Origin of the sequence: Actinokineospora diospyrosa (assembly GCF_024171925.1) — a bacterium.
In the GTDB taxonomy this organism is placed as follows: Bacteria; Actinomycetota; Actinomycetes; order Mycobacteriales; family Pseudonocardiaceae; genus Actinokineospora; species Actinokineospora diospyrosa.
In genome coordinates this window covers 486,517-503,237 of record NZ_JAMTCO010000005.1, presented here as the reverse complement: position 1 = coordinate 503,237, position 16,721 = coordinate 486,517, and the positions used below count along the sequence as shown (strand labels likewise).

Genomic DNA, 16,721 nt, shown 5'->3' with positions numbered 1-16,721 from the left:
TCACCCGGGCGTGTCTGAACGCACCCGGCGGACACGCAACGTACACAGTCCGGTGCCCACCCCGAGGACCACCACGGCGGCGAGCAACGAGCCGGTCGAGATGTTGACACCGACCACCACGCTCAGCGCCAGACCGCAGCAGCCGGTGGGCACCCAGGACGAGCGCTGCTCCCGGCACAGGGTGCGCGCGGCGGAGTTGAGGAAGGCCGCGGACCCGAGCAGGAGCGTGGCCGCGATGGCCACCGCGGTGGTGGGGTCGACCATCAGCGCCACCGCGGCGGCGGCGACGGCGGTGATCAGGTGCCGGTGAACCGTCGCGGCGGCGGGCAGTTCCCCGGCCTCGGCGAGGTCGGTGAGCCCGGCGCCCGCGCCCGCGAGCAGCGAGCGGACCGCGAGCAACCCGCCGACGGCGAGACCGACGGTCAGCGCCGGGTCGATCGCGGCACCGTCGGCGGCGGCCAGCGCGTCACGCAACGGAGTGGGTGACAGGGCGAGCCGGGGGCCGCCGAGTTGCCGCAGGGCGGTGACGAACACGAGCAGGGAGGCCACGGCGACCACCAGGACGGTGACGAGCCCGGTCCTGGCTCGCGGCCCGACAGCCCGCTCCACGCCGAGGAAGCCGAAGAAGAACACGCCCGCGGCGGCGAGGATCCCGGTCGCGTCGTTCGCACCGGGGGCGTCGGCGACCGCGTCGACGGCTTGGCGGACGGGCTCGATGGCCAACCCGGTTGTCACGAACACCGCGACAGTGACCATCGTCACACCGACGATCACCCACCGCGACGGCCCGCTGAAGCGCACCCGCCCCAGCGCGAGCCCCGCCACGCAGACCAGCACCCCGATCGCGGCCACTTTCGGCTGCGCGGGCCACAGGTAGGCGCCGACGGCACCGGCCACGGCAGCGGCGCCGACCACCCGGCCGCCGATGTCGAGCACGCCAGCGAAGCGGCCGGGCAGGACACCCAGTCGGGTTCTGACATGCGCGGAAACGCCGGTGAGGCAAGACTGGGCGGCAAGATCGGCTAGCGACACCGCGGTCAGCAGGGCCACAAGCCCGGCCAGCGCCAACCCGGCCACCGACCACCACCCGGCGGCAGCGGCGGCGGGCCCGCTGGTCAGCAGGGCGCCCGCACCCAGCGCCACCGCCGCGGCGGCGGGCACCCTAGCCCAGGTGGCGCCGCGGGCCTGTCCCATCGCTGTCACGGGCACAACCGTGCCAGACCGGTACCGGTTTCTCCATCCGACCTCTGGTTGAAAGCCGCGACCAACTCGTTAGCATGCGTCATTACCTGGCCATCAGGGCCCCCAGACCAGGTCCGCGCCGGTCCCACGAGGACTCCGGCGGCCGGGTCACCCGAGCGACATCCGAGGAGTACACCTGTGACCGCCCCCAAGTTGGCCCTGGCCACCACACCGGTATCCGAGGCCCCCGTCGACGCCATCGTGGTCGGCATCGTCCAGAACGGCTCCGGTGCCGCGCTGGCGGCGGGCGCCGACGCGGTGGACGCGGCGTTCGGGGGCACCCTGGCCGAGGTGCTCGGCGCGCTCGGCGCGACCGGCAAGCTGGACGAGGTCGTCAAGGTCCCGACGCTGGGCAAGCTCAAGGCGCGCTTGGTCGTCGCCGCGGGCCTGGGCAAGACCGGCGCCGACGGCGAGATCACCGCCGAGCAGGTGCGCCGGGCTTCCGGCGCAGCCGCCCGCGCGCTCACCTCGAGCAAGCACCTGGTGAACACGCTGTCCACTGTGGACCTGCAGGCGGCCGTCGAGGGCACCGTGCTCGGCGCCTACTCCTTCGCCACCTACAAGTCCGAGTCGGCGGGTAGCGAACTGGCCAAGGTGGACTTCGCCGCGCCGACCGAGGGCACCACCAAGGAGCACCGCGCGACGCTGAAGGCGGCCACCGCGATCGCCGAGGCCGTCACCGCGACCCGCGACCTGGTCAACACCCCGCCCAACGACCTGTACCCGGCCTCGTTCGCCGAGCGCGCGGCCGCGCTGGCCAAGGAGAACGGCCTCGAGGTCGAGGTGCTCGACGAGAAGGCGCTGCGCAAGGGCGCCTTCGGCGGCATCCTGGGCGTCGGCGGCGGCTCGACCCGCCAGCCGCGGCTGGTGCGGATCACCTACAAGGGCCCGAAGGCGCGCAAGAAGGTCGCCCTGATCGGCAAGGGCATCACCTTCGACACCGGCGGCATCTCGATCAAGCCCGCGCCCAACATGGAGGTCATGAGCTCCGACATGGGCGGCGCGGCGGCGGTCATCGCCACCGTCGTGCTGGCGGCGAAGCTCAAGTACCCGCTGCACATCACCGCGACCGTGCCGATGGCCGAGAACATGCCCTCCGGTGACGCCTACCGCCCCGGCGACGTGCTGACCATGTACGGCGGCAAGACCGTCGAGGTGCTCAACACCGACGCCGAGGGCCGCCTGATCCTGGCCGACGCCATCGTGCGCGCGGTCGAGGACGCCCCGGACTACCTGATCGAGACCTCCACGCTGACCGGGGCGCAGCCGATCTCGCTGGGCAACCGCACCGCGGGCGTGATGGGCTCCGACGAGTTCCGCGACCGGGTGGCCGAGATCGCCAGGGCGACCGGCGAGGGCGGCTGGGCGATGCCGCTGCCGGAGGAGCTGCGCGCGGACCTGGACTCGCGGCTGGCCGACCTGGCCAACGTCACCGGGCACCGCTGGGGCGGCATGCTGGCCGCGGCGATCTTCCTCGGCGAGTTCGTGCCCGAGGGCCTGCCGTGGGCGCACATCGACATCGCGGGCCCGTCGTACAACACGGGCGGCCCCTACGGCTACACGCACAAGGGCGGCACGGGCGTGCCGGTGCGCACCCTGGCCGCGGTGCTGGCCGACATCGCCGAGAACGGCTGATCGACCGGCGCGGAGGCGAACCCGCTCGGGTCGGTCACGACCGGCCCCAGCGGGGTGAGGACCACTCGGGGGTGGGGTGCGCGCACCCCACCCTCAGCCTTTGCCTTCGCGCTTCTGCCGCGCCATGTAGTCGCGCATCCGCTTCGGGTAACCGACCCGGGCGACCTCGTAGACGGGGATGCCGCGCTTCTTGCCGAACTCCATCGCCGCGTCGAAGTCGGCGATGCGCCGCCGGGTCCACTCGCCGTCGTGGGCGACGAGGACCACAGTCGTGTCCGTCACGTTCGTCCTCGGCTCGACATAGGCCTCCACTCCGTGCCTGCTACCAGCCCACTCGTCCAGGTGAGTGGTGTCCTGCTTGCTCGCCGAGCGCAGTACACCCGGCTTCTGCTTCCTGCGAAGCGAGTCGAACAGACCCACCTGTGCCACCTCCGGTATCCGGTCCGCTACCCCCATTGTCCCCGACCCCGATCGGGGTACCGGTGGGTAACCCGAACAGGGGGCCCGCACACCCCGGCCACCTCGCAGGCGCGCCTCGCGTAGTGACAAGATGTCTTGTGGTGGCTGGTGGGGTCCGCGACCGCGCCACGCACCGGCAAATCTGTCGCTGTCGCTCGTCGAGGAGATCCCGTGACTGACACCTCCGCTGACCTTGTGATCCTGGGTGGCGGGTCCGGTGGCTATGCCTGCGCGTTCCGCGCCGCAGAGCTCGGACTCTCGGTCATCCTGGTGGAGAAGGACAAGGTCGGAGGCACCTGCCTGCACCGGGGTTGCATCCCGACCAAGGCCCTGCTGCACGCCGCCGAGGTCGCTGACAACGCGCGCGAGGGCGATCAGTTCGGGGTGAAATCCTCCCTCGAGGGCATCGACATCCACGGCGTCAATTCCTACAAGGACGGTGTCGTCGCCGGTCTGTACAAGGGACTCCAGGGCCTCTTTAAAGCGAATAAGGTGACCGTCGTCGAGGGCACCGGGCGCTTCGTGGGCCCGAACTCCGTCGAGGTCGACGGCACCCGCTACACCGGCAAGAACGTGGTGCTCGCCACCGGCTCCTACGCGCGCTCGCTGCCCGGCCTGGAGATCGGCGGCCGGATCATCACCAGCGACCAGGCGCTGAACCTGGACTACGTGCCGCAGAAGGTCGTCGTGCTCGGCGGCGGCGTGATCGGCGTGGAGTTCGCCAGCGTGTGGCGCTCCTTCGGCGCCGAGGTGACCATCGTCGAGGCGCTGCCCCGGCTGGTGCCCGCCGAGGACGAGTGGGCCTCCAAGCAGCTGGAGCGCGCGTTCCGCAAGCGCGGGATTAAGTTCAAGACCGGGGTCCGCTTCACCGGCGCCACCCAGGACGGGTCCGGTGTCTCGGTCAGCCTGGAGTCCGGCGAGAGCCTGGAGGCCGACCTGCTGCTGGTCGCGGTCGGCCGCGGCCCCAACAGCGCGGGCCACGGCTTCGAGGAGGCCGGTCTCAACCTCGAGCGCGGCTTCGTGCTCACCGACGAGCGGCTGCGCACCAACCTGCCCGGCGTCTACGCCGTCGGCGACCTGGTGCCCGGCCTGCAGCTGGCGCACCGCGGCTTCCAGCAGGGCATCTTCATCGCCGAGGACATCGCGGGCCAGAACCCGAAGGTGATCGACGAGGCGGGCATCCCCCGGGTCACCTACTGCAAGCCCGAGGTCGCCTCCGTCGGCCTGACCGAGGCGCAGGCCAAGGAGAAGTACGGCTCGGCCGAGACCCTGGTGTACGCGCTGTCGGGCAACGGCAAGAGCCAGATCCTCAAGACCAGCGGCGGGGTGAAGCTGGTCAAGTCGCCCGAGGGCCCGGTGGTCGGGATCACCCTGGTCGGCGAGCGGGTCGGCGAGCTCATCGGCGAGGCGCAGCTGATCTACAGCTGGGAGGCCACCCCCGAGGACGTCGCCCCGCTGGTGCACGCCCACCCCACCCAGAACGAGTCCCTCGGCGAGGCGTTCCTCGCCCTCGCGGGCAAGCCCCTGCACGTGCACGGCTGAGGCGTGGACGGCTCAGCCCCAACCCACCCGTCAGCCGAGCAGCAAGCACGAGGAGTCTGAACAACCATGGCGTTCTCCGTTGAGATGCCCGCCCTCGGTGAGAGCGTCACCGAGGGCACCGTCACCCGCTGGCTCAAGCAGGAGGGCGACACCGTCGAACTCGACGAGCCGTTGGTCGAGGTGTCCACCGACAAGGTCGACACCGAGATCCCCTCGCCGGTCGCGGGTGTGCTGCAGAAGATCGTGGCCGCCGAGGACGAGACCGTGGCGGTCGGCGGGCAGCTGGCCGTCATCGGCGACGGCTCCGCGGACTCGGGGTCCGACGACTCGGGTTCCGCGGACTCGGGGGCCGCTGAGGAGCAGGCGCCCGAGCCGGAGCCCGAGCAGCAGGAAGCGGCGGCCCCCGGCCCGCAGCCCTCGGCCGACGCGCCGCGCGGCGGTAGCGGCAAGGGCACCGACGTGACCATGCCCGCGCTGGGCGAGAGCGTCACCGAGGGCACCGTCACCCGCTGGCTCAAGCAGGTCGGCGACTCCGTCGAGGTCGACGAGCCGCTGGTGGAGGTGTCCACCGACAAGGTCGACACCGAGATCCCGTCGCCGGTCGCGGGCACCCTGCTGGAGATCAGCGCCGGTGAGGACGCCACCGTCGAGGTCGGCGGCAAGCTCGCCGTGATCGGTGAGGCGGGCAGCGCGCCCGCACCGCAGGAGCAGGCCCCCGAGCCCCCGAAGGCGGAGGCCCCGAAGCAGGAGGCCCCCAAGGCGGAGGCGCCCAAGCAGGAGGCTCCGCAGGCTGAGGCTCCGAAGCAGGAGCAGGCCCCGGCCCCGCGCCAGGAGGCTCCTCGCCAGGAAGCGCCGAAGCAGGACTCGTCGACCAACGGCTCGCCTTACGTGACGCCGCTGGTGCGCAAGCTGGCCGCGGAGCACGGCATCGAGCTGTCCGGGCTGACCGGCACCGGTGTCGGTGGCCGCATCCGCAAGCAGGACGTGCTCGCCGCCGCGGAGGCCAAGAAGGCCCCCGCTCCCGCCCCCCAGCAGAGCGCCCCGGCGCCCGCTGCGGCCGCCAAGGCGCCGACCCCGGCACCCGGCGCGGACGCGTCGCTGCGCGGCACCACGCAGAAGCTGACCCGCCTGCGCCAGACCGTGTCGCGCCGGATGGTCGAGTCGCTGCAGACCGCCGCCCAGCTGACCCAGGTGATCGAGGTCGACGTGACCCGCATCGCCAAGCTGCGGGCCAAGTCCAAGTCGGCGTTCGAGCAGCGCGAGGGCGTCAAGCTGACGTTCCTGCCGTTCTTCGCCAAGGCCGCGGTCGAGGCGCTCAAGCAGCACCCGAAGCTCAACGCCTCGATCAACGACGAGACCAACGAGGTCACCTACCACGGCGCCGAGCACCTGGGCATCGCGGTGGACACCGAGCGCGGCCTGCTCACCCCGGCCATCCGCGACGCGGGTGACCTGAGCATCAGCGGGCTCTCGCACAAGATCGCCGACCTCGCCGGGCGCACCAGGGCGAACAAGGTCACCCCGGACGAGCTGTTCGGGGCGACGTTCAACCTGACCAACCTGGGCAGCCAGGGCGCGCTGTTCGACACCCCGATCATCCAGCTGCCGCAGGTGGCGATCCTGGGGGTCGGCCTGGTCGTGAAGCGGCCGGTCGTGGTGACCGACTCGGTCGGCGACGACACGATCGCGATCCGCTCGATGGTCTACCTGGCGCTGACCTACGACCACCGCCTGGTCGACGGCGCCGACGCGGGCCGGTTCCTCACCGCGGTGAAGAACCGCCTGGAAGAGGGCGCGTTCGAGGGCGACCTCGGGCTCTAGTAGCTGAACACCGCGACGGCCGTCTCCCCGGGGAGGCGGCCGTCGCGCCGTCCCGGCGATGATCACCCGAGCGTGCGGGCGAGCGGGATGGTTGGGACGATCAGGGCATGCGCGTACTCGTCGCCGGGTCCTCCGGCCTCATCGGATCCGCCCTCGTGGCCAGGTTGCGCGCCGAGGGCGACGAGGTGCTGCGGTTGGTGCGGCGCCCGGCGCAGGCCCCCGACGAGCGCACCTGGGACCCGCCAGCCGGGGTCATCGCCGAGGGCGCGCTGTCCGGGGTGGACGCCGTGGTGAACCTGTGCGGCGCCGGGATCGGCGACCGGCGGTGGAGCCACGCCCGCAAGCAGGTGCTGCTCGACTCGCGGGTCGAGCCGACCGAGGTGCTGGCCGCCGCGGTCGCCGAGCACTCGATCCCGGTGCTGGTCAACGGTTCCGCGGTCGGCTACTACGGCGACACCGCCGGTCCCGCCGACGAGGCGACCCCGGTCGGCTCGGGTTTCCTGGCCGAGCTGTGCCTGCGCTGGGAGGCCGCGACGGCGGCTGCGGCCGGGGCGCGGGTGGTGCTGGCGCGCTCGGCGCAGGTGCTGTCGCGGCGCGGCGGGCTGCTGGGTCGGTTGCGGCCGCTGTTCTTCCTCGGCCTCGGCGGTCGGCTCGGCGACGGCACCCAGTACATGCCGTGGATCCACCTGGACGACGAGGTGGCCGCGCTGGCCTTCGTGCTGCACAACGACATCTCCGGCCCGGTGAACCTGGTCGGGCCCGCGCCGGTCACCAACGCCGAGTTCACCCGCGCCTTCGCCAAGACCAAGTCCCGCGCCGCTTTCCTGCCGGTGCCCCGCGCCGCGCTGCGCCTGGCGACCGGGGAGTTCGCCGACGAGATCCTGCGCAGCCAACTGGTCGCGCCGAAGGTGTTGCGGGACAACGGGTTCCGGTTCCAGTACGACACCATCGAGCGGGCGCTGGCGGCCACGGAGGCGCGGTGAGGCGGCTCGCCACCCTCGGCGTGCTGCTGCTGGGTCTGTTCCTGGTGCTGGGCAAGCTGGTCTCCGGTGCGGCGCCCGGGGTGGACGTGGCGGTCGCCGACACCCTCGGCGGCGACTGGCAGGGCACGGCGGGCCGGGTCGCGTACGCGGGCAGCCTGGTGCTCGGCCCGGTACTGCCTGCGGTGGCGGCACTCGGGTTGGTCGTGGCGGCCCTGGTGAACCGGGGCAGACCCCGGCTGATGGGGCTGCTGCTGCGGTGCGTGCTGCTGCTGGCGGTGTGCCGGGCGGTGTCGCTGGTGAAGCCGGTGTTCGACCGGGCACGCCCGCGCGACTACCCGGACTTCAGCTTCCCCAGCGGGCACGTGGTGTCGGTGGCGTCGGTGGCGTTCACCGCGGTCGTGCTGTGCGCGTGGCTGGCGGCCCACCGGCTGCGGCTGGTGGTCGCCGTGTCCGCGGTGGCGGTCGTGGTCGCCGCGCTGTGCCGGGTGCTGCTCGACGTGCACTGGCTGACCGACGTGGTGGGCGCGACGGTGGGCGTGGTGGCCGTCGGGCTGCTGGCCGGGGTCGCGCTGCGGCTGCTGCCCGCGCGTACGCTCGGGGGGTGAGCACCTTCTCCTGCCGCGCCGACACCCACCCGGTGGCGGTGCGCGAAGTCGGCACGATCGACTACCACGAGGCCTGGGCCACGCAGCGCGACCTGGTGGACGCGCGCGCGGAGGGCACCGGCGAGGACACGCTGCTGCTGCTGGAACACCCGTCGGTGTTCACCGCGGGCAAGCGCACCACCCCGGAGGAACGCCCCACCGACGGCACCGCGGTCATCGACGTCGACCGCGGCGGCAAGATCACCTGGCACGGCCCCGGCCAACTGGTCGGCTACCCGATCATCAAGCTGTCCGACCCGGTCGACGTGGTCGACTACGTGCGCCGCCTGGAGGAGGGCCTCATCGCGGTGTGCGCCCGCCTCGGCCTGCCCACCGGCCGCGTCGAGGGCCGCAGCGGCGTCTGGCTGCCCGCAGGCGACGGCCGCCCGGAGCGCAAGATCGGCGCCATCGGCATCCGCGTCCAACGCAGCGTCACCCTGCACGGCTTCCAGATCAACTGCGACGCCGACCTGTCCGCCTTCGACACCATCGTCCCGTGCGGCATCCGCGACGCGGGCGTGACCTCGCTGTCGGAAGAACTGGGCCGGACGGTGACCGTCGCCGAGGTACTGGCCCTGGCGGCGGTCGCGATCCCCGAGGCCCTCGACGGCATCCTGCCGGTCAGCGAGCACTGGGTCCGCCGAACCGAACCCACCAGCCCCGGCGTCACCTTCGCGCTGGCCGCCCAGACCTGACCCCTTTCGCAGGCTGCCCCATTGGCCTGTCGGACCACAGCCCCGCGGTCGCCCGCGCCCTGTGCGATGGCTCCACGCCCCCGCGTGCCGCCTACTTCACTGGCGCGGGCATCGACCCGCCTTCCCCCGGGGTGCCCCACCTCCCCGGAACAGCACCGACCCACCCTCCAGGACACCTCACGTCCTCGGAGTGGCATCAGACCCTCTTTCCGTGGGGCTGGCCTACCTACCCGGAACAGCGTCACCCCACCTCCGGGGACCCCCACCTCCCCTAACGGCGCCGACCCCTCCCTTTCCACGGGACGCTTACCTCCCCGGAGCGGCTCACCCCTCCCCGGGACACCCACCTGCCCGGAACGGCGCCGACCATCCAGAGTTATCCACAACCCCCCGGCCTGTCCACAACTTTCCGGAACCTCTTTCTCCGCAGGTCAGAACCGGTAGACTGGCACCGGGGCCGCCCCCCGGAGAGGGTGGGGGCTGGGCCGCGCGCGAGGCCGTCGCCGTTGGGCGGCGGGGGTGGAGCGTCCAGCGGGAGGGCGGAGCGGTCGGTGGCGGGAAGGGCGGAGCTGCCGTCGGTTCCCATAGGGCCGCCGGGACTGTGGTCAGCGAGAGCTGAGTCGGGCCACTGCGATCAGCGAGCGGTCCGGGTAGCCGACGGCCACTTGGGTTCCCGCCCCCGCTACCCAGATCCCGCCGGTCGCGGCCAACTGCTCCACCAGGGCGCGCGGCGCGGCGGCCATGTCGGCGTGCCACACCGAGCCGTCCACTGCACCGCAGAGCCGCGCCCGTGACGAGCCCGCGCGCCGGGTCGGCGATGGTGAGCATGAGGGTGCCGAGGGCGTAGCCGACCCCGACCAGGATCAGCAGGAACCGCCTGCCCGCGCTCACGGGCTCGTCAGGTCGGCGACAGCGACGTGGGGGTAGCCCGGGAAGCCGACGGCGACGCGGCCGGTGGTGCCGCCGATCCACAGGGTTGAGCTGTCGAAGACGGCGCCGAGGAGGTCGACGGTGGCGGCGGGCATCGTGGCGGTGCGGATGGTGCCGTCCGGGAGCGTCAGGGTCGCGGTGGCGCTGGCGGTGCCGTCGCGGCGGGATCGCCAGGGGGACAGCTGGGCCTCGGCGCGGACCCAGTCGGCGGTGCGGACCAGACCGGGGAGGCGGAAGTCGGAAAGCCGGTGGCGCAGGGTCAGCGCCAAGACGGGGACGGCGATCACCACGACCGACAGCAGCGTCAGGGCGGCGGCGACCGGACCGAGCAGCACCGCCCCGAGCACTGCGGCCAAACCCGCGCCCCAGCCGAACTGCCCCGCCACCGAGAGGAGCGTTCCGCGCAGGGAGAGTGCCCAGCGCTCGGTGACCTCGACCGGGGCGACCGCGGTCGCCTCGACCGGCTTGCCACGCCTGGCGGGGAACAGTTCCCGCGACCCGGGCACGCGCAGCAGGAACGCCGGGCCCTCGACGGGCACCAGCCACACCGTGTCGGTGACCATCGCCAGGTGGGCCGGGTCGATCCGGGCGTCCAACACCACCGGCTCGCCGTCGACGACCACCTCGAGCGCGGCCGTCGCGCGGCGGCCGCGCAGCACGCGGGCGGGAGCCGGTCGCCACGGCAAGACCTGGAGCGCGTCGGTCTTCAGAGCCCACCGGCCGGGGCCCAGCGGCGACAACTGGAGGACGGCGATGGCGCAGTAGAACAGCGGGAACGCGAGAAACCGGAAGTTGAACTCCGCAGTGGCGTTGATCGCACCGGTGATGGCCGTGATGGCGGCCGCCGCGAACATGAACTTGGTGCCGTGCACGAGGTAGGTGCGCCGCAGGTGCTGCACCCACATCAGGATCGTCGTGGTCGGGTCGGCGGCCGCGGGCAGCAGCGACTCGGGCGGGGCGACGGGGCACTGCGCGGTCACGGGCACACTCTCATGATCGCTGAGCGCGATCGCGTCGTTATCCCGCGCTACCCTGTGACTTTGGCCGCAGCGACCAGCGGGTACCCGGGGAAGCCCAGCGCGATCGTCTGTCCTGTCTCGACAGTGCCTGCCACCCAGACCACGCCGGTGTCGGTGATCGCGCCGAGCAGGTCGACGGGGGCGTTGCGCGACACGACGGCCACCGCGCTGCCGTCGGCGCGGCGGAGCGTGATGTGCGCCTCGGCGGTCGCGTCCGCGCGCTGGGCTCGGGAGTGGACGGTGGCCTCGACCTGGACCCAGCCGCCCGCGCGGACCAGGGCGGGCAACCGCCGATCGGCCAACCGGTGCCGGATCGCGACCAGGAGCAGCCCGACGAGCAGCGCGGGAGTCAGTCCGATGAGGAACAGCAGCAGCTCGAACCCGCCGAACATGGTCGCCGTGTACAGGGCGTACAGCAGGAAAACCGGCAGGAAGACCAGGGCCATGGTGATCCGCTTGCTCCGCACCGCCGCGGCTCGGGCGGTGGGCTCGACCTTGTCGGGGGCGGGCACCGGTCGCTGCGCGGGCACGGTCGACAGCACCCGGGCGGGCCACGCCTCGTGCGACCCCTCCACCCGGATCGCGGCGACGCCCTCGGCATCCGGACCGACCAACCAAGCCCGACCGGTGCGCCGCAACACGGCCCGGTGAGCGGCGGTGAGCGAGAACACCCGCAGTGCGGTCGTGGCGCCCTCGACGCGCAGATCGGTGATACCCGTGGTCCCGCGCAGGACCTGGATGTCCACAGAGGTCCACGGCTGTTCCCTGAGCATGCCTACGTTGCGCAGAGAGATTTGGCGCACACGTAGCGCGTAAACGCCTTGGGCCAGGCTGACCGCTCCCAGTACCAAGAGGAGACCGGTGACAGCGGTGCTACCCAGCGCATGGTTGCCGTACCAAGCGACCACCGCAGCGAGCACGACGTTGACGAGGGGGAGGACTTTGCGCCAGTCCAGGGCGCGGCGCAGGGCGTGCAGGGTGGCGGTGGTGGGGTCGGACAGGGCGGAGCGGGTGAGGACAGGTTCTAGCGACACGGGACTACCCCCAGGTAGACGAGGGGGCATTCCCCCGAACGGCGGAGACTGTAGCTGGGGATGGTTGCGAAGGGGAGAGCACTCACTGCGGCACCAGCTGCGGTGAGGCGTTGGCTGCGGTAGGGCGTTGGCTGCGGCGCTAACTGTGGTTGGCGCCTGGTGTGGCGTTGGCTGCGGTGGGGCGTTGGCTGCGGAGCTAACTGTGGTGGGCGGTTGGTGTGGCTTTGCTGTGATGTGGCGCTTGGTGTGGGTTTCCTGTGGTGGGTGCTCGCTGCGGTGGGCACTTGGTGTGGCGTTTGCTGCGGCACGCTTGCTGCGGTTTCCGTTTGCTGTGGTTGGTTGTCCACAAGGGCTTTGACTGCCCACAGGTGCTGTTCGCTGCGCCTGTTCTGTCGGCCTCCGTCGGTAGGCTGTATATCGGGGGCTCTTGTGGCAGATGATCTTGCGGGGCTGGTTGTGGGGTCGGGTTGTCCACAACGGGTTCGGTTGTCCACAGGCTCTGTTCGCCGCTCCTGTTTTGTCGGTGCTGCGCGGTAGGCTGTGTATTTGGGGGCTTTCGATCAGGTTGATCTTGACGCATGCCCGGGCTGGGGATGCGTCGCAAGAGATTCGGGCCTCCGCCTTCGGCTCCGGTGGACGCCTCGTCTTCGGCATTCGGCGGGAAACGCGACAATGCGGAAAGCTCGATGGGGCGAACTTGTTTTGCGCGGGGCCCCTACAACACCCGTGGCAGAACCGCAAAGCAGGGGCCCAAAAGCAGGCCCTGCCGCGCGGAAACGCTACGGGTGTTGCCCCCCACGCAAAACAAGTCCGCCCCATCGAGCATTTGGCACCAGCGACTCCGACTGCGCGGGGCTGGGAAGGTGGGTCGGGGCGGACCTGACGGGGCGCAGGCTGGCACCGTTGGGTCCGAGTGTCCATGGGCTGAGCGGGTGGGTTGGGGCGGACCTGACGGGGCGCAGGTTGGCACCGCCGGGTCCGAGAAGCGCGGGGCAGACCTGATGGAGGGCGTGATGGCACCAGGGGCTTCCGAGTGCCCAGGGGCTGGACTAGGCCCCACCAGACGGAGGCTGGGTTGGTGCGGTGGTTCCGAGTGTTCAGCGGAGCGGGTCGGGAGTGGGGGGTACTCGCATTCCTTCTAGGACTCGGATGATCGTGCGGGAGACCTCGGTGCTGGCTTGTTTGGGGTTGTCCGCGCCCGCGATGATTGCGGCGCCGGTTTGTAGGGCGCCGAAGAGGATGCGGGCGGTTACTTCCAGGGGGAGGTCGTCGATTTCGCCTGCGGCGATGAGGGCTTCGATGGCGGATTTGACCAGGCCGAAGCTGAAGTGCTCCTCGGCCTCGCGCCAGCGTTCCCAGCCCATCACGACCGGGCCCTCGTGGATGGCGATGCGTTGGTACGAGGGCTCTAGGCAGACCTGCACGTAGGCCTGCAGGCCGCTGACCGCGCGGTCCCAGGGGGTGCCGGGGCCGGTGACGATCTCGCCGAGGCGGGCCAGGACGGCCTTTTCCACTGCGCTGAAGGCGGCTTCGAAGACCGCTTGTTTGCCGCTGAAGTGGTGGTACAGCGCGCCTTTGGTCACCCGGGCGCGCTTGGCGATGGCGTCGAGTGACGTAGCGGCGTAGCCCTGTTTGGTGAACAGCGCCACGGCGGAGTCGACCAGGGCCTGCCTGGTCGACTCGCTGTAGTCCTCCCGGCGGGGACGCAGTGTCGGCACGCTCACAACCCTAGATGCCCGCCGCGGGACATACCGGCGGTACGTACCCGTGGTACGTTGGGGTCATACCGACGGTATGCCGCAGACCCGTGGTATGCGCGCAAGGTCCGGGGGAGGTTGTGGATGAGCTGGTCGGACTACCACCGCAGGCGGGCCGCGCTCGACGGGGTGCTCGAGCACCTGAGGCACGACCCCGGCGGCGCGGTTCCGTTCACCGGGGAGGTCGCCGAGTTGTTCGACAGCCCGGGGCAGGTGCTGCTCGCGCTGCACTACCGGTGGACGCTCAAGTTGACCGGGCGGGTGGGGCTCGCGATGGCCGACGCCGAGCGTGATGCCGGGGTCGACCTGGTCGACGCGGTCACCCGGGCGTGGTTGGACACCGCCACCGAGCACGCGCTGCTGCGCGCGGTCCTCGACGCCCACGCCGCCGCGAGTCCTGAGGTGCTGCGGCCCGGCCTGGAGAGCGAGCAGCGGATGCTGGCGCTGGCCGCGGGCCTGGCCGAACCCGCCGACGCGCGGGCGGAGATCACCCGGGTCGGCGCCGCCTTCACCGCCCTGCTGAGCACCACCCCGCCGCGGCGGCCCCTGCGACACCTGGCGCGCCGGTTCGCCGCGAGCGCCTGAGCGGTTCCTCAGTGCCCCGTGCCTACCCTCGGGTAGTACACGCGAAGGAGGGGGACGCCATGAGCTGGTCGGCTGCCGACATCCCCGATCTGGCCGGGAAGACCGCGCTGGTCACCGGGGCGAACTCGGGGCTGGGCCTGCGCACGGCGCAGCTGCTCAGCGAGCACGGCGCGCACGTGCTGATGGCCTGCCGCTCGGTCGAGCGCGGGCGGGTGGCCCTGCGGTCGGTGACCGGCGCGGCCGAACTGCTGGAGCTGGACCTGGCCGACCTGGGATCGGTGCGGGCCGCGGCCGAGCAGGTGCGCGAGCGCACCGGTGACCGGCTGGACGTGCTGGTCAACAACGCCGGGGTGATGGTGCCGCCGCACGCGCTGACCGCCGACGGGTTCGAGTCGCAGATCGGCACCAACCACCTCGGGCACGCCGCGCTGACCTGGCTGGTCATGCCCGCGCTGCGGGCGACCCCGGGGGCCCGGGTGGTGACCGTGTCGAGCGTGGCGCACCGCAACGGCGGGTTCGACATCACGGACCTGAACTTCGAGCGCCGCCGCTACCGGGCCGGTGCCGCTTACGCCCAGTCCAAGCTGGCGAACCTGGTCTTCGCCGTCGAACTGCACCGCAGGGCCCAGGCGGCCGGACTCGACCTGGTCAGCGTCGCCGCGCACCCGGGGCTGGCGAACACCGAGCTCGCGGGCAACACGGCGCGCTCGCGGCTCACCGGCCCGCTTGGGCGCGGTGTGGCAGCCGTCGTGCGGGCTGGCACCCGGCTGGTCACCGCGCCGCTGGACCGGGCCGTGCTCCCGCAGGTCTACGCCGCGACCGCCGCCGACGTCGAGGGCGGCCGGTACTACGGGCCCACCGGGCCGGGCGAGATGTACGGGGCGGTGGGTCCGGCCCGACCGCGATCATTGGCCCTCGACCCTGCGGTTGGCCGGACATTGTGGGTGCGCACGGCTGAGTTGACCGGCGTTTCCCCGGATCCGGCCTAGAGGCGTAACCTGGCCGTGTGACAGTCGCGCCTGAGGGTCGGAAGATGCTGCGCCTGGAAGTGCGCAACAGCCAGACACCGATCGAGAAGAAGCCCTCGTGGATCAAGACCCGGGCCAAGATGGGCCCGGAGTACCGCGAGCTCAAGGGTCTGGTCAAGCGCGAGGGCCTGCACACGGTGTGCGAGGAAGCGGGCTGTCCCAACATCTACGAGTGCTGGGAAGACCGCGAGGCCACCTTCCTGATCGGCGGCGAGCAGTGCACCCGCCGCTGCGACTTCTGCCAGATCGACACCGGCAAGCCAGCCGACCTCGACCGCGACGAACCGCGCCGAGTGGCCGAGTCGGTCCAGGCGATGGGCCTGCGCTACTCCACGATCACCGGCGTGGCCCGCGACGACCTGGCCGACGGCGGCGCCTGGCTCTACGCCGAGACGGTCCGCCAGATCCACGCGCTCAACCCGGGCACCGGTGTGGAACTGCTCATCCCCGACTTCAACGCCGAGCCCGACCAGCTGGCCGAGGTGTTCGGCTCGCGCCCGCAGGTGCTCGCGCACAACCTGGAGACGGTGCCCCGCATCTTCAAGCGGATCCGCCCGGCGTTCCGCTACGACCGCTCACTCTCGGTCATCACCGCCGCCCGCGACTACGGCCTGGTGACCAAGTCGAACCTGATCCTCGGCATGGGCGAGACCCCCGACGAGGTCACCGAAGCACTGTCCGACCTGCACGAAGCGGGCTGCGACATCATCACCATCACCCAGTACCTGCGCCCCAGCGTCCGCCACCACCCGGTCGACCGCTGGGTCAAGCCCGAGGAGTTCCTCGCGCACAAGGAGACCGCCGAATCCCTCGGCTTCGCCGGTGTCATGGCCGGTCCCCTGGTGCGATCCTCCTACCGAGCAGGCCGCCTGTTCACCCAGGCCGTGGAGCACCGGGGCCAGCAGGTCCCGGAGAACCTGCGCCACCTCGCCGAAGCAGGCGAGTCGAGCCAGGAGATCAGCGCCCTCCTCAAGCGCTGACCACCCCCCTCCACACCGACCGTCCAAGCCGGCCACTGCCCCTTCGGACCACACCGGCGCCACCCCAGCTGCCGTCAAGACCAGGCCTGGGCACAAACCGGCCCCTGGACACTCGAACCCAGCGACGCCAGCCCGGCTTCCGCCGGTCCGCCCAACCCACCCGCTCAGCGCCTGGACACTCGGACCCGACGGTGCCATCTCGCCCCCCGTCAGGTCCGCCCCAACCCACCTGGCCAGCCCGTGGACACTCGGAACGGCCGGTGTCAGCCCAGCCCGCTCTCGTCGGCCCTGCCAACCCAGCACCTGGACAGTCGGACTCGCTGGTGCCAAGCCGGCTCGATGGGGCGGACTTGTTTTGCGTGGGGGG

At 71.8% G+C, this 16,721-nt stretch carries 15 protein-coding genes; 9 read left to right on the top strand and 6 right to left on the bottom strand.

Annotated elements, in window-relative coordinates; translation table 11 throughout:
- Complete coding sequence (locus LV75_RS11805; RefSeq protein WP_253886860.1) at positions 1-1,203, bottom strand: hypothetical protein; 1,203 nt, start codon at positions 1,201-1,203, stop codon at positions 1-3.
- 177 nt (positions 1,204-1,380) lie between these two features.
- On the opposite strand from LV75_RS11805, the gene LV75_RS11800 reads away from it, so the two are divergent.
- Positions 1,381-2,877: a leucyl aminopeptidase gene (locus LV75_RS11800; RefSeq protein WP_253886859.1), complete on the top strand. Its 1,497-nt coding sequence runs from the start codon at positions 1,381-1,383 to the stop codon at positions 2,875-2,877.
- A 93-nt stretch (positions 2,878-2,970) separates the two neighbouring features.
- Here the strand turns inward: LV75_RS11800 and LV75_RS11795 are convergent, their stop codons facing one another.
- Positions 2,971-3,306 (bottom strand): oxidoreductase, encoded by a 336-nt coding sequence (locus LV75_RS11795; protein WP_253886858.1) that lies wholly within the window; start codon positions 3,304-3,306, stop codon positions 2,971-2,973.
- Positions 3,307-3,507: 201 nt separating this feature from the next.
- Here LV75_RS11795 and lpdA point away from each other — a divergent pair, with 201 nt between their 5' ends.
- The 5 genes from lpdA (at position 3,508) to lipB (ending at position 9,021) form a co-directional block, all read left to right on the top strand.
- Complete coding sequence (gene lpdA, locus LV75_RS11790; RefSeq protein ID WP_253886857.1) at positions 3,508-4,878, top strand: dihydrolipoyl dehydrogenase; 1,371 nt, start codon at positions 3,508-3,510, stop codon at positions 4,876-4,878.
- Positions 4,879-4,944: 66 nt separating this feature from the next.
- The gene (gene sucB, locus LV75_RS11785; RefSeq protein WP_253886856.1) at positions 4,945-6,699 is read left to right on the top strand and encodes a 2-oxoglutarate dehydrogenase, E2 component, dihydrolipoamide succinyltransferase; all 1,755 of its coding nucleotides are present in this window, start codon (positions 4,945-4,947) and stop codon (positions 6,697-6,699) included.
- A gap of 107 nt (positions 6,700-6,806) precedes the next feature.
- Positions 6,807-7,682: a TIGR01777 family oxidoreductase gene (locus LV75_RS11780; RefSeq protein WP_253886855.1), complete on the top strand. Its 876-nt coding sequence runs from the start codon at positions 6,807-6,809 to the stop codon at positions 7,680-7,682.
- On the top strand, positions 7,679-8,287 hold the full coding sequence (locus tag LV75_RS11775; RefSeq protein ID WP_253886854.1) for a phosphatase PAP2 family protein: 609 nt from the start codon (positions 7,679-7,681) through the stop codon (positions 8,285-8,287). The genes LV75_RS11780 and LV75_RS11775 overlap by 4 nt, the downstream gene beginning before the upstream one ends.
- Positions 8,284-9,021, top strand: coding sequence for a lipoyl(octanoyl) transferase LipB (lipB, locus tag LV75_RS11770; RefSeq protein ID WP_253886853.1), 738 nt, complete (start codon positions 8,284-8,286; stop codon positions 9,019-9,021). Before LV75_RS11775 ends, lipB begins: the two co-directional genes overlap by 4 nt.
- Positions 9,022-9,626: 605 nt before the next feature.
- Here lipB and LV75_RS11765 read toward each other — a convergent pair.
- The 4 genes from LV75_RS11765 to LV75_RS11750 all read right to left on the bottom strand — a co-directional run bounded on the left by LV75_RS11765 (position 9,627) and on the right by LV75_RS11750 (position 13,713).
- Entirely contained in the window at positions 9,627-9,791 is a 165-nt protein-coding gene (locus LV75_RS11765; RefSeq protein WP_253886852.1) for a hypothetical protein, read from the bottom strand.
- 117 nt (positions 9,792-9,908) lie between these two features.
- Positions 9,909-10,931: a hypothetical protein gene (locus LV75_RS11760; protein ID WP_253886851.1), complete on the bottom strand. Its 1,023-nt coding sequence runs from the start codon at positions 10,929-10,931 to the stop codon at positions 9,909-9,911.
- Positions 10,932-10,978: 47 nt separating this feature from the next.
- Positions 10,979-12,004 carry a hypothetical protein gene (locus LV75_RS11755; protein ID WP_253886850.1) on the bottom strand — a complete coding sequence of 342 codons (1,026 nt, stop codon included), beginning with the start codon at positions 12,002-12,004 and terminating at the stop codon, positions 10,979-10,981.
- 1,097 nt (positions 12,005-13,101) lie between these two features.
- Positions 13,102-13,713, bottom strand: a complete 612-nt coding sequence (locus LV75_RS11750; RefSeq protein ID WP_253886905.1) for a TetR/AcrR family transcriptional regulator — start codon at positions 13,711-13,713, stop codon at positions 13,102-13,104.
- Between the two features lie 132 nt (positions 13,714-13,845).
- On the opposite strand from LV75_RS11750, the gene LV75_RS11745 reads away from it, so the two are divergent.
- From LV75_RS11745 to lipA, 3 genes are read left to right on the top strand one after another with little or no spacing between them, the layout of a single operon-like run.
- Complete coding sequence (locus LV75_RS11745; protein WP_253886849.1) at positions 13,846-14,346, top strand: hypothetical protein; 501 nt, start codon at positions 13,846-13,848, stop codon at positions 14,344-14,346.
- Positions 14,347-14,405: 59 nt separating this feature from the next.
- On the top strand, positions 14,406-15,335 hold the full coding sequence (locus LV75_RS11740) for an oxidoreductase (protein ID WP_253886848.1): 930 nt from the start codon (positions 14,406-14,408) through the stop codon (positions 15,333-15,335).
- Positions 15,336-15,352: 17 nt separating this feature from the next.
- Complete coding sequence (gene lipA / locus LV75_RS11735; RefSeq protein WP_253886847.1) at positions 15,353-16,354, top strand: lipoyl synthase; 1,002 nt, start codon at positions 15,353-15,355, stop codon at positions 16,352-16,354.
- Positions 16,355-16,721: the final 367 nt, after the last annotated feature.

Excerpts from the sequence above, each read along its gene's own strand:
- sucB (WP_253886856.1), top strand. The coding sequence starts at position 4,945 with ATGGCGTTCTCCGTTGAGATGCCCGCCCTCGGTGAGAGCGTCACCGAG.
- LV75_RS11780 (WP_253886855.1), top strand. The coding sequence starts at position 6,807 with ATGCGCGTACTCGTCGCCGGGTCCTCCGGCCTCATCGGATCCGCCCTC.
- LV75_RS11745 (WP_253886849.1), top strand. The coding sequence starts at position 13,846 with ATGAGCTGGTCGGACTACCACCGCAGGCGGGCCGCGCTCGACGGGGTG.
- LV75_RS11740 (WP_253886848.1), top strand. The coding sequence starts at position 14,406 with ATGAGCTGGTCGGCTGCCGACATCCCCGATCTGGCCGGGAAGACCGCG.